12 protein-coding genes are annotated in these 12,328 nt (G+C 45.7%); 6 read left to right on the forward strand and 6 right to left on the reverse strand.

Annotated features, from left to right (window positions below; translation table 11 throughout):
• Positions 1-86 precede the first annotated feature (86 nt).
• Entirely contained in the window at positions 87-746 is a 660-nt protein-coding gene (lepB, locus tag FN961_RS07655) for a signal peptidase I (protein WP_143563965.1), read from the reverse strand.
• A 372-nt stretch (positions 747-1,118) separates the two neighbouring features.
• Between lepB and FN961_RS07660 the strand changes: the two genes are divergently transcribed.
• The gene (locus FN961_RS07660; protein WP_143563966.1) at positions 1,119-2,927 is read left to right on the forward strand and encodes a S8 family serine peptidase; all 1,809 of its coding nucleotides are present in this window, start codon (positions 1,119-1,121) and stop codon (positions 2,925-2,927) included.
• A 112-nt stretch (positions 2,928-3,039) separates the two neighbouring features.
• Here the strand turns inward: FN961_RS07660 and FN961_RS07665 are convergent, their stop codons facing one another.
• Both FN961_RS07665 and FN961_RS07670 read right to left on the reverse strand, forming a co-directional pair.
• Positions 3,040-4,308 carry an MFS transporter gene (locus FN961_RS07665; protein ID WP_143563967.1) on the reverse strand — a complete coding sequence of 423 codons (1,269 nt, stop codon included), beginning with the start codon at positions 4,306-4,308 and terminating at the stop codon, positions 3,040-3,042.
• 49 nt (positions 4,309-4,357) lie between these two features.
• Positions 4,358-4,873 carry a GNAT family N-acetyltransferase gene (locus FN961_RS07670; RefSeq protein ID WP_143563968.1) on the reverse strand — a complete coding sequence of 172 codons (516 nt, stop codon included), beginning with the start codon at positions 4,871-4,873 and terminating at the stop codon, positions 4,358-4,360.
• A gap of 148 nt (positions 4,874-5,021) precedes the next feature.
• On the opposite strand from FN961_RS07670, the gene FN961_RS07675 reads away from it, so the two are divergent.
• The gene (locus FN961_RS07675; RefSeq protein WP_143563969.1) at positions 5,022-6,506 is read left to right on the forward strand and encodes an aminotransferase-like domain-containing protein; all 1,485 of its coding nucleotides are present in this window, start codon (positions 5,022-5,024) and stop codon (positions 6,504-6,506) included.
• Between the two features lie 347 nt (positions 6,507-6,853).
• Here the strand turns inward: FN961_RS07675 and FN961_RS07680 are convergent, their stop codons facing one another.
• From FN961_RS07680 to FN961_RS07690, 3 genes are all read right to left on the reverse strand, one after another.
• A complete protein-coding gene (locus FN961_RS07680; RefSeq protein WP_143563970.1) occupies positions 6,854-8,068 on the reverse strand; it encodes a 4Fe-4S binding protein in 1,215 nt (404 codons plus the stop codon).
• 230 nt (positions 8,069-8,298) lie between these two features.
• Positions 8,299-8,949 carry a DUF2959 domain-containing protein gene (locus FN961_RS07685; protein WP_143563971.1) on the reverse strand — a complete coding sequence of 217 codons (651 nt, stop codon included), beginning with the start codon at positions 8,947-8,949 and terminating at the stop codon, positions 8,299-8,301.
• A gap of 61 nt (positions 8,950-9,010) precedes the next feature.
• Positions 9,011-9,238 (reverse strand): hypothetical protein, encoded by a 228-nt coding sequence (locus FN961_RS07690; RefSeq protein WP_143563972.1) that lies wholly within the window; start codon positions 9,236-9,238, stop codon positions 9,011-9,013.
• 137 nt (positions 9,239-9,375) lie between these two features.
• Between FN961_RS07690 and FN961_RS07695 the strand changes: the two genes are divergently transcribed.
• The 4 genes from FN961_RS07695 (at position 9,376) to dtd (ending at position 12,327) form a co-directional block, all read left to right on the forward strand.
• Complete coding sequence (locus FN961_RS07695; protein ID WP_229814722.1) at positions 9,376-10,299, forward strand: virulence factor BrkB family protein; 924 nt, start codon at positions 9,376-9,378, stop codon at positions 10,297-10,299.
• A complete protein-coding gene (locus FN961_RS07700) occupies positions 10,296-11,243 on the forward strand; it encodes an alpha/beta fold hydrolase (RefSeq protein WP_143563974.1) in 948 nt (315 codons plus the stop codon). Before FN961_RS07695 ends, FN961_RS07700 begins: the two co-directional genes overlap by 4 nt.
• Before the next feature lie 15 nt (positions 11,244-11,258).
• The gene (locus FN961_RS07705; RefSeq protein WP_143563975.1) at positions 11,259-11,813 is read left to right on the forward strand and encodes a hypothetical protein; all 555 of its coding nucleotides are present in this window, start codon (positions 11,259-11,261) and stop codon (positions 11,811-11,813) included.
• 76 nt (positions 11,814-11,889) lie between these two features.
• Entirely contained in the window at positions 11,890-12,327 is a 438-nt protein-coding gene (gene dtd / locus FN961_RS07710; protein WP_143563976.1) for a D-aminoacyl-tRNA deacylase, read from the forward strand.
• Position 12,328: the final 1 nt, after the last annotated feature.

Below are 12,328 nucleotides of genomic sequence, written 5' to 3' on the forward strand. Positions count from 1 at the left end.
GTCGGCATTTTCCTTTCGTAGAACGTAAAGTCCTGCTAGAAAATTATACATCTTAAGAAGCTTAGCGTGAGCTTACAAGGCACTTTCTAATCTACATACAGATCAGTGAAGAACCTGTTTTCACGGGGAATGTAGTGATTGTCGTAATTGAGTGAGAATGCGATTTTAATCGCTTTCCCTTTGAGTTCATTTCTTGGTACAAACCCATAAACTCTTGAGTCAGCGCTGTTGCGGCGATTATCTCCCATGACGAGGTAATGGTTTTCAGGCACTGTTAGCGTGTTAAAGTTGCTTAAACGATTGTCGGCATTTTTCTCAATGCGGACTTTATGGGTTAACCCGCTGATCGTTTCCTCAATAAACAACTCCTGTTCATCGTCGCTGATTACCGAGTAATTCAATTTTGTGCCATTAACAAACAATACTTCGTTACTTAGGCTGATTGTGTCGCCAGGTAATCCGATAACACGTTTTATCAAACGGTTTTGTGCGGCTTCTGATTCAAAAACAATAATCTCCCCACGTTCTGGCTCACCAGTTTCAACTAATGATATTTGCGTGAAAGGGACTCTTAAATCGTATGCCATTTTATTTACTACAATGCGATCCCCCTCTTTAATGGTGGGTTGCATTGAGCCTGTGGGTACCGTGTACCAGTCGGCCACAGCACTTCTAAACACAGACATTAAAATAATAAAAATGAACAACTGTCTGTTATTTTTCCAAAAGATTTTTAATTTACTCATAGAATCATTCCCCTGTTAACTATTTTACTATCCGATGCCGATGTGCAGACCATAGCAAAGTAGGCCATAGAAATAACAGTAAGTTCACATTGGGATTGTTACCAAGTATGTAATTTATCTCCCTTGATTGTTTGAATTATCCACAGAGCCTCAGCACTCAATTCTCTGTACTCAAGAGCAAGAGATCCCATCGTTCAAACCAGATCCGCAATGGTGCTCATTCTGACCTAGAAGAAAGTATTGGGTAATTATTACCCTATTTATTATTTCTGTGGCGCTGTAGTTTGCTCTCTGAAGTTTCAGGAAATGAAGTTAATGCTTTTCTGAAGCGATCAAAGGATGAAACATACTTTTATTAGAAGGAACTTTTAGATGGACAATTTATTCATGAAAACGGCGCTGTGTGCTGCCATGTTATCCGCACTGAATGTCAGCGCTGTTAATGCTCAAGAAGTCGAGAGATCTCAAAAGGAGCCGATGGAACAATTTAACGAAATCGGTGAAGGTTTGATTATTCAACATAAGGCCACTCAACACGAGCGTTCAGTGTTTAAAGCTGGTCAGGCACTATCGTCTTTGAGCAAGCAGTTAGGTGTCGAAGTTTTTCACAAGCGGTTTGATGCCAACCAATCTCAGATTGTCACGTTTGGCAAGCCGCAGCCCGTTGAAGTACTGACCAAACTCGCTAAGCAATTAACAGAGACCGGTAATTATCAATTTGTTGAGGTGAACCGATACTTCCAGCCAACCTTAACGCCTAATGACAGCCGTTTAGGCGACATGTGGGGCTTAATTAATAACAATACTGGCATTCGTGCCGAAGCTGGCTGGGACAGTAACAGCGGCAGCAACGTGACGGTTGCAGTGTTAGATACAGGTTTTCGTCCTCATGCCGATTTAGCCGATAATATTGTCGGTGGTTATGATTTTGTCTCCAGTGCGTTTATGGGCAACGATAACAATGGTCGTGATGCGGATGCTAGGGATCCCGGTGATGCGGTGTCGGCATCTGAGTGTGGTTGGAGTCATAGCGCTAGAAACTCTTCTTGGCATGGTACTCATGTGGCAGGCACCATTGCTGCAGTGGGCAATAATGGCCAAGGTGTGGTTGGCACCGCCTACAACGCTAATATTCTTCCGGTGAGAGTGCTGGGTAAATGTGGCGGTACTACGGCCGATATTGCCGATGCCATCGTCTGGGCATCTGGCGGTAATGTATCAGGCGTGCCCACTAATGCCTTTCCTGCTGATGTGATCAACTTGAGCTTAGGTGGCAACAGTGGTTGCTCTTCGACTTATCAATCAGCCATTAATCAGGCGCGAAATAACGGTGTTACGCTGGTGGTCGCTGCCGGAAATAGTGGTCGTGATGTCGCCAACTTCTCTCCTGCCAGTTGTGACGGTGTCATTGCTGTTGCTGCTCACGATCAAGCTGGACAACGCTCAGTGTGGAGCAGTTGGGCTTCTTCAAATTTCGGTTCGAAAATTGATGTGTCGGCGCCGGGAACAGGCATTTTGTCTACCTTAAACAGCGGCACCAATGGACCGGGTGCTGACAACTATGTCTCTTATAACGGGACATCAATGGCGACTCCCCACGTTGCTGGCGTGGTTGCTCAAATGCTGCATCAAAGCCCCTATTTATCACCAACGGCCGTGGAGATGCGGATCAAGCATTCGGCGCGAACCTTTCTGCCAGGATCTAGCTGTAATACGTCCAACTGTGGTGACGGAATGTTAGATGCGCCCGGTGCAATCGGGCTGGCAAGTTCACCTAGTATTGAGTATCGCGCTCATGTTGCCAATAACGGCTGGTTAGAGTTTGAAATGAATGGTGATACTGCGGGCACCACTGGCGAAAGTCGGAGAATGGAAGCGTTGCAGATGTTTATGTACAACTCCAATATGGGGATCTGCTATAACGCGCATGTCGCTGGCATCGGCTGGCAGCCAGCCGTGTGTGATGGTGATATTGCAGGCACCACCTATCAGAGCCGTAGAGTAGAGGCTGTTCGGATCTGGCTCAACAACCGTGCGCCAGGTTGCAGCGTTGAGTACCGTGCTCATGTTGCGGGACAGGGATGGCTTAACTGGGTACCTCAGGGCGGCGTTGCTGGTACAACTGGGCAAAGTAGGCGGATGGAAGCATTACAGGCTAGGTTAACCGGAAATTGTGATTAAGATTAGCACGTTAAATGCACATGTTTGATGGTGTGAATCGACAGAAGGGGCGCTTATGCACTCCTTCTGTCGATTGGGTCTTTTACGCCGTTATGGCTTGCTTAAACTCAACTTAAAGGCGTTCAAAATTGGGTCGTGGCAGTTTGTCTGATATCCCATATAAATAGATCACCAGTACAGAAAGTGCAGCACAGCTCATAAATAGCCAGAATCCACCAAAATGATCCAGCATAATGCCACCACCAAGCGGGGCGAATGCAAAGCCAAACTCGTAGAACGACGCTGCGCCAAAGTAAGCACCACGCAGATGTTGAGGTGCCAACCTGTCGATATGCACGTTCATGGTGGGGAAGGTAATGGTCTCTGCGAGACTGATGATGATCACCGCTCCTATCCAACCCCAAAACAGATCAATGGGGTTCACCGCTAACCACACCTGCGAGATCATCAGCAACACTAACCCAAACTGAATTCTTGCAGTAATGCTAAAGCCTGACATGAGCTTTAACAGTAAAAACTGAGTGGTGATGATCACCATAGCATTGGTGAATATCATCGCCGAGATAAGCTCCAACAGATGTGGTGCATCAGCGCGAGTTAGGTATTGGATCAGAGAACTGTCCATCTGCGCATAGATAAACATGCAGATAATATTGGCGAATATAAGACACTGAAAAAGCTTGTCCTGCCACAACACTGTGATGATCTGTCTGCGTGTCGCCGGTTGTTGTGTGCTATCAGCTAGCTTGTCTGTTTGCTTGCCTATTGTTTGATTATTTGTGGTCGACTTGAGCGCTGCTTGGCCTCGAAATCCCCAAAACAGCAAGCCTAACAATATGGCAAAGGCACCTGCGGTAATGTAAAAACTGGATTGCTCACCAGTAAGCCCTAACCAAACACCGGCCAGTGGCCCTACGGCGCAACCTACATTCACAATAAAGTAGAGTGATTGCATCGCCAGTTCACGGGTTTGTGGATCGGCAATAATGTCACCAATTGCAGCTGATGTAAGCGGTCGCCAAAGTGAGGTGGCGATTGAACATAAGGTCATCACCACCACATAAGCGGTGATAGTGTCAGCCTCTGCCAGCAGAGAGAATGAGATGATATAGAGCACACCGGTTAAATACATTAATCGGTGACGGCCAATGCGATCAGATAACGCACTGCCAATAAAGCTAGTGAATACCGAGATCATGGCAGCGCCGGATAAGATTAAGCCGACTTCGGTTGCCGATAAGGCAAACTTTTCATACAAAATGACAGCCAAAAAAGGCCACACCATGTAGTAACTGCCACGGGTGATAAAGGAGCCAAACAGGAAAATCCACATCAAGCGGGGAAACTGTTTAAACCGTTTTATTGAAACGTCACTCTGCACAAATCATCCTTAATACATCGCTGTAGCGGGTTGTATGGAACACCCTTGGTTAATCCTTTAAAAATATCTCGTAGCGGTCGACCTCAAAGCCCATCTCCTGATATTGGCTTTGAAAACCCATACCGAGCTTTTTCAATACATTGGCTGACGCAGTGTTTTCATGAACAACATCACCCAATACATGATTTAAGTCCATATTTTTCTTAGCGTATTCGATGCAGGCTTGATTCGCTTCGGTGGCGTAACCTTTGCCCCAATAATCAGGGTGTAATCGATAACCTATGTCAACTCCATCGATGCGGGTTTCCTTTTTAAAGCCACAAAACCCGATGACGGTATTAGTCTCTTTTAACACAATCGCCCAGCGAGCAAACCCATGGGCTTGGTACTCTTTTAGCCAGATATCAGTAATGATATTTTCGGCATCGATCAGGCTTTCGCATAAACCCGCATCGCCCGTAAAGCGGTTCACCTCTTCCGGTGTATTGAAATGGAGCACGGCTTGAACATCACCGAGGTTAAATTCACGAATGATAAGGCGTTCTGTTTCGGTGATAATTTTCATGGTCCATCCTTAGCGGTTATAAGTCCCTGTGTCAGGAGAACGATTACTCTATCTGGAAACTGAAAGGCAAAACAGATACAGTCTATTAAAATAAAAACCAATACAGATGGTGCCGCGTTCTATTCACGGTGTATAAGGGCAAGAGACTATGGCGTTTAAGTACCAGAAAATTGTTGATGGGGTGATCACCGCGATTAACGGAGGTTTACTGACGGGCAAGCTTGATTCTGTCAGGCAATATGCCAAGCATCACCAAGTCGGGGTATCGACCGTGACCCAAGCGTATATGGCGCTGGAGCGACAGGGCTGGATCTACGCTAAACCCAAATGCGGCTATTTTGTGAATCATCAACAAGGGCTGGTGTCAGGCAAGCGCACGCCTAACTACGGGAAAACTATTAATCGGGTTAAAGCTGGGCAATCACTGGCTACGGCGGTGCAGTTTTCATTTAACGACCCCGATATTTTACCGCTCTCGTGCACAGCGCCAAGTTCAGTGATTGACCATGAGGTATTGCTCAATCGTCTGCATCGGCAAGTTGTCGCTAAACGCCCTTATAAACTCTTTATGGATTCGCCGATAGAGGGGTTAGATCAGTTGCGCTATGAGATCTGCCGTCATCTTTCTCGCGCTGGACAAGTGTTAACGCCTGATAACGTATTAATCACTAACGGGAGACAGGATGGGCTATTACAGGCATTGATGGCGGCTAAAGCGATAGGTAAAACTGTCGCGGTAGAATCACCGGTTTCATTCTATTTTCAGGCGATATTGAGCCAATTAAATATTGATGTGGTCGAAATACCTCAGCAGATGGATTATCAAGATGAGCTGGATCTACTGTCGAACGCTTATCAAACCCAGCCTTTTGAAACCTTGTTAGTCAATCCAAGCTTTGCTGATCCGACAGGAAGAGTATTGTCTGACAGGGATAAACTCGCGCTTATCGATTGGGCTGTATCTCATAAGGTGACACTTATCGAATATGATCGCTCAGAGCTCTATTTCGGTCGCCAGCGGCCCAGCTGTTTAGTCGCTTTAGTCCCACCAACATCGCCATGCAGAGTGATCTCTATTGGTGACTTTTATGACACCTTATCGCCAACAATTAGCCTAGGTTACCTTATCTGTTGCAACACCTTTAGTGACTGTCAGTTTACTAAGCAAACTGTCGGTGAAGAAGCCAGCATTGCACTGCAATTGATGGTGCATCAGCTAATGGAAAGCGGCCAATACCATAAGCTCATGACTAAATTAAGAGAGCAGCTGGTGGGCAATTACATCGCCGCGCAGTCGATTTTGGCTCAACACCTCCCACAAGCATTAGCCAACGGCCTTTACATCAGCCAACCCGAAGGCGGCCCCTGCATCTGGTTCAAGTTACCCAATCAACTCTCCAGCGAAGCTCTGTGGCAACTCGTCATCGCCGATAAATTATCGATAGCACCAGGACAGATGTTTACCTTTAGCCATCAAGCTGATGTTCAAAAGGGCGATAACAAAGCGGCAGCATATCAAGATTGTTTCCGCATCACCTTCGGCCTACCTTGGACTGACCAAATGCAAGCCGGCATCAAACGACTCGCCCAAATCATAGAGTCATATGTCGTAGAGTCTTCCGCTCAAGCTTAAATCTTCGCTTAATAGTGATAAACAGTGAGGGAGTTGGGTTTTACTTTTTGAGGAGAGGAGGAAAGATAGAAAGAAAAGAGCTCTCACCACAGAGCGCTACACAGAGTTCACGGAGAAAAGCTGGATCAGTTTCTATTTTTTAAAGTGTTTATTGCCTGTCGCCGACTAATGTGCGGATACTTCGGTGACACGCCGCAGCACAACCCCAGTGGGCTCTGCCGTGACATCTGGTGCACGGTCGAGACTATAGGGAAATATAACAATGAAGGGTCGACCTTCAATGACATACCCAATACCAATTCAGCCAAAAGCCAAACCAAAAAATGTAATCAGCCTTCATTCGAAGGCTAATGCCCAATCGCATTCAAATGCTGGATCAAATAGATCCGATCCTGAACAGAGGTTTGGCTATGCCAAAACCCGCTGACATAAGCCATAAGTGGAATGAGGAACAGGATGAGTAGCAGCATGATGGTTAACCCTCTGGCAGATAACGCCCAACCATTTCGAGTGCTGAATTGCAGCGCTTCACGCTTTGGGCAGGCAGAGACGCAACGCATGCAGGCTTGGCATTCATCGGATCGGATATTCTTCTGAGTGTGAACTGAAATATTCGCCGGACAGGCGCGGGTACACTTGTCGCAGCTCATGCCTTTGCTGTCGATTAGGCAATGTTGAGTGTTACGGCGAATCTTAAAGGGGCTTAAGAAGCTGAGTAAACCTAACAAAGCACCATAAGGGCAGATATATCGGCAGAATCCCTGACGTCGCCATGCTGAAAGCCCCAAGATGAAGCCGAAACAGACTAAGGTAACCATGCCCGGTGTTATGAAAAACAGCGCCATTTTGAGATCGGCGATCTTATGATAATTACCCTCAAGGTAATGTGGGATCGACGCAACTGGCATACCAAGGATGATGAAGAGTAGGGCAGTTAACAGCAGATATTTCAGCATTCTCAATGGCCAATCTATCCAGGCTGGTGGCATAAACTCCGACTTGATAAAGCGCTTTCTCAGTTTATAAAGGTATTCACCAGCGAGCCCGAGTGGGCATGCCCAGCCACAAAACGGCCGTTTGCAGAGCAAACCTGTGAGTAGTACGACTGCCAGCATGACGGCGGCTGCCGGATGAGTTTGATCCCATAACCCCAGAGTGAGTATTGCCTTTATCTCAATGCCGCCTGCGATTGGCAAAAAGGCGTCACCAACGTCGGGTCGCATTAACCAAGGGGTGATTCCCGCGTTGAGCATGAATGCGTTGGCGGCGAACTGTATGCCGACAAGTAACATCGACAGCGCTAATAGATGTTGTACGCCATCTCTCAGTTGGTTGGCTCTCAATTCTCCTTTAGCAGCTTCTGGACGTAGTTTAGTTAACAGTGTCAGTGAGACTGCCGCTATCGCCGTGGCGAGCATTAAGGGCCAAGAGAGTGAGATGACAGCAGCGCTAATCGCGAGGATGATTGTGGTTAACGCACCTGATTTTTGGCCACTCCAGTACAACAGACTCGCGGCATAGGCTAACGCTAACATAAGCGTTAATGATTCAATGAAGCTCATAAGATCTGATTTTATAATGACTTGTTATTGTTAGAGACGAGCGATTAGGCGTAAGTTCTTCGGCCATTTTCGTTTCGTGCAGTAGATCTAAATTATATGCTGTTGTGAGGTTATTAATTTTAAGGCGATCACAAAGGGAGGGATGAGTAGTAGGGAAATTGTATTAAATCAGACATTGAAATGAAGATATTCCTAAGCACTTCGTTTAGGAATATCTTTATATTTGACTGTTACTTAGTGCCTTCGATAGCGGCGATAAACTTGTTCGACTCTGCGATAGACTTGTTCATCTCTTTAATTAAGCTTGAGATATCAGTCTGAAGACTGGTGAACTCTCCCTTAATGGCGCCAATAGCTTGGGCATTAAGGTTATGCTTTAAATAGAGCATGTTGTCTTTCATCGCGGTGAGTACCGGTGCCATCTTGCCTTCTGCACGCTTCATGGTGCGAACCAACTGCTCATAAGAGCGTTTGGTTTCGCGAAGCTTAGACTCACTGTTGCGGCGTAGACTTGCTTTGCTAATCTCACCTATTTCAGTCTGCCACTCTTCGAATAGCGCATCGGCGACATCTTCGACTTTTTCGATACGATTGCTCACATCATCGGCTGCATCTTGTGATGATTCATACTCATCTTTGGCCTTGTTATAGGCTGTTTCCAGATCGCCACCATCGTGGTTTAACAATGCCTGCATCTCTTCGAGAGCTGAGCTGAACTGCTCTTGAGCTTCCTCTTGTGATTCTTTGGCGTCGTTGACTCTGTCGACCATGATGTCGCGTTTGTGATAACCGACTTTTTCCATCGCACCGTAGTAAGCGCTCTGGCAGCCGCTCAGCAAAAGAGTGGTGGCGATAATGGCAATTGAGATATGTTTATTCATCTAGTAGGGTGTCCTTGTTTGTGCCCGTATGAACCGATTGAAGTACCTTTAATAAGTGGTATTAGTCTGCTTTATATCGAGCAGCATCAATGATGCACCATAGGTGTAGAGGCAACGCGACGATTAAAAATAGACCAAAAGTGAAAGTGGCAATACCATATGCAGCATAGGTGGTTAGACAAAAAATAATTGCAGCAAATATGCGGCCTTGGACTAACTGCCCTAGTCCTACAAAGAAAAAGCTAGCGATTGCGGCAATTACGTTGCCTGCAGATCCTTGTTGAGACATCTATTTATTCCTTACACTTGTAAATCTTAGGTTATAAGCTTTATTGTACGAGGATACACATTCAACGCCAATACTCTAATTATTTAATCGAGAGCGCTGTGATAAAAAAGTTCAATTTGACCAAGTTACAAACATTCATGCTTAGTATCTGGCACTTCATGATACATCTAAAGCAACGATTAGCGGAAGACCAGATTAATATTCGTGCAGGCCATTTAGCCTATGTGAGTTTATTATCCCTGGTGCCGATGGTGGCTGTGACCATGTCTATGTTGTCAGCTTTTCCCGTATTCCAAGGGATTAGAGGGCAGATAGAGGGCTTTATTTATAATAACTTCCTGCCCTCGGCTGGTGACAGTGTGCAAGTTTATATCAACGAGTTTGTTGATAATGCGTCTAAAGGCACGGCTGTCGGTATTGCCGCGTTAATGGTGGTCGCGATTATGTTGATCTCCAGCATTGATAAGTCTCTCAACAGCATATGGCGCACCAAAGATAAGCGTTCGATGGTGGTGTCTTTTTCCATGTATTGGATGGTGCTGACATTGGGACCAGTGCTGATGGGGGCGAGCTTAGTGGCGACCTCTTATGTGGTGTCTCTTAAAGTTTTTAATGGCTCGGATCTCTCCGGTATTGTCCCTTTGCTGGTGGAACGCTTGCCGATGCTTTTTTCGGTGGCGACGTTTCTACTGATCTATATGGTTGTGCCTAATACTAAGGTTAAGTTTTTCCATGCTTTATTGGGCGCGATAGCGGCTGCGCTTATGTTTGAGTTCGGCAAGAAAGGCTTCGCACTTTATCTGACAAAATTCCCGACTTACGAAGCTATTTATGGTGCGTTGGCGACAATCCCTATTCTATTTCTTTGGGTATATCTGTCTTGGATGATTGTACTGTTAGGGGCGGTGATCACCGCAGCGCTGCCTGAGTACTTAGACAGTAAAGAGATGGACAGTAAAAGAGAGTCTGCTGAAATCCTTGAAGAAGAAAACCTGCCTCAGATGAGCTTTTCTATCATGGAGCCACCGCAGGAGTTAGAAGGAAGGGCCTCTGATCGATGAGCCAAGTGCTTCCGGCATTTATTCGTAGGGATTGGGTAGATGTTGGTGACGGACAACTACTGCATTTAGCCCAATATGGTAATCCGAATGGGATCCCCGTGTTGTACCTTCATGGTGGCCCAGGTGGCGGTTGTATGAGTGACGAGTTGAAGTTGTTTGATGAGAATAGTTATCGGATTCTGATGCTAGATCAGCGCGGCGGCGGTCGCTCTAGACCTAAAGGGGATATTAGACATAACAATCTGCAAGCACTGCTTGCTGATATTGAAACAGTGCGGGGCCTGCTTAATATCCCTTGCTGGTGTGTGGTTGGTGGCTCATATGGCGCAACCTTAGGATTTATCTACAGTGCTTTATTTCCGCATAGGGTGATGTCACAAGTGCTTTGGGGATTATTCGTGCCTAGCGATGAGGCTGTGGCTTGGTTGTATGGCGCTAATGGTGCAGCCAATCTATTTCCTCAAGAATATTTAGCTTTTACCTCCTTACAAGACTTCACTCCCTGTTTAGAGACCTTTCTTGCGGGTTTCCGAAAGGGACTTCATGCTCCTGATATTAATACTCTTAATGCCCATGTTTATCAGTGGTTAAGTTGGGAGCTAGCTTTGTCATTACCCGGGACTAAGCTGCCGGATACTGAGCTGCCTTTTGGTAAAAGTCTAGCTCAAATAGAGTTACATTTTGCTTATCATCAATATTTTAATTCATATGAAATCATGTGTGAGAATGCCAGTAAAATCACCGCTAAAACGGTTATTTTACAAGGTGAGATGGATTGGGTTTGCCCCGTTATGATAGGGGAGAGATTTATCTCAGAATATGGTAATGAGCAGATCCATTACTCAGTGGTTAAAGGTGGGTATCACGCGTTAGCCAATGGTAAGATGCATGAAGAAGTCGTCTACGCGGTAGGGGAAATGGCACGTAAGATACACGAAAAATAAAGGAATATGGATACAATGAAAAAACTCATTATTGCAGGAATGCTTACCTCGCTTTGTGCTTGTGCTACGACGGAAAAGACTCAACCAGAGGCGACCGCAGGCTTAGCGCCCGACAGTGTCACTCTCGGTGGTGTAACGAATGAAGATGCGACGAAAAAGCTTTATGAAGCGTTAGTTAAGAATAATTACTTAGCAAAAATGTCAGGTGCACATAGCGTTGCAGTGCAGTTCGATGATAATCAATTTTTGCTTCAACCTAGTATTAATCCTGATGGCATCGATCGTATTTTGATGAACCGTTTCTATGCGGTACACCCAAAATTGGTGGGCAGTAAAGATCTGTTAGTACTGATTGGCACCCTTAATCATAAGCTGAATTTTGCTAAGTTTGTTTTACGTGAGAACGGCGCCGTGATCCAAGTACAGGGCGCCGCCACGTTTGTTGATACTATCGAGATTGAAGAGATCCGCAGGTTTATGCTGTGGACCGATGAAGGCTTGCGTCAAGTCAGCCACTCTCTGCCAAAAGGCGCAGAAGAGATGATCAAACCGATACCCATTATGAAGTAAGTACAATGTTTGTAACCGATATCAATTCCTAAGTATTAGGAATTGATATCGGTTTTTATTGGAGAAGTAGAGTCAAGTGATAGCCCTAATTCAACGTGTTACTCAAGCTAAAGTCGATGTAGATGGCATCACCATTGGTGCCATTGATAAAGGGTTGCTGGTATTGCTGGGGGTCGAACGGGATGACGATTTAGCCAAGATGGAAAAGTTGGCGACTAAGGTGATGAGTTACCGTATTTTCAGTGATGAAAATGGCAAGATGAATCTAAATCTTCAGCAAGCTGGTGGCTCACTGCTAGTGGTGTCTCAGTTTACGTTGGCAGCGGATACTGGACGTGGATTAAGACCGAGTTTTTCTGGCGCAGGAACGCCGGATCAAGCCAATACATTATATGAAGCCTTTATCGCATTTTGTCAGTCCAAAGGGGTGACAACTCAGACGGGTGAATTTGGCGCTGACATGCAAGTAAGCCTAGTTAATGATGGGCCTGTGACCTTTAATCTTCAGGTGTAAA

The organism is Shewanella hanedai, assembly GCF_007197645.1.
Lineage (GTDB): Bacteria > Pseudomonadota > Gammaproteobacteria > Enterobacterales > Shewanellaceae > Shewanella > Shewanella hanedai.

Excerpts from the sequence above, each read along its gene's own strand:
- lepB (WP_143563965.1), bottom strand. The coding sequence starts at position 746 with ATGAGTAAATTAAAAATCTTTTGGAAAAATAACAGACAGTTGTTCATT.
- FN961_RS07670 (WP_143563968.1), bottom strand. The coding sequence starts at position 4,873 with ATGAAAATTATCACCGAAACAGAACGCCTTATCATTCGTGAATTTAAC.
- FN961_RS07690 (WP_143563972.1), bottom strand. The coding sequence starts at position 9,238 with ATGTCTCAACAAGGATCTGCAGGCAACGTAATTGCCGCAATCGCTAGC.
- FN961_RS07700 (WP_143563974.1), top strand. The coding sequence starts at position 10,296 with ATGAGCCAAGTGCTTCCGGCATTTATTCGTAGGGATTGGGTAGATGTT.
- FN961_RS07705 (WP_143563975.1), top strand. The coding sequence starts at position 11,259 with ATGAAAAAACTCATTATTGCAGGAATGCTTACCTCGCTTTGTGCTTGT.
- FN961_RS07680 (WP_143563970.1), bottom strand. The coding sequence starts at position 8,068 with ATGAGCTTCATTGAATCATTAACGCTTATGTTAGCGTTAGCCTATGCC.
- FN961_RS07685 (WP_143563971.1), bottom strand. The coding sequence starts at position 8,949 with ATGAATAAACATATCTCAATTGCCATTATCGCCACCACTCTTTTGCTG.
- FN961_RS07675 (WP_143563969.1), top strand. The coding sequence starts at position 5,022 with ATGGCGTTTAAGTACCAGAAAATTGTTGATGGGGTGATCACCGCGATT.
- FN961_RS07695 (WP_229814722.1), top strand. The coding sequence starts at position 9,376 with ATGCTTAGTATCTGGCACTTCATGATACATCTAAAGCAACGATTAGCG.
- FN961_RS07660 (WP_143563966.1), top strand. The coding sequence starts at position 1,119 with ATGGACAATTTATTCATGAAAACGGCGCTGTGTGCTGCCATGTTATCC.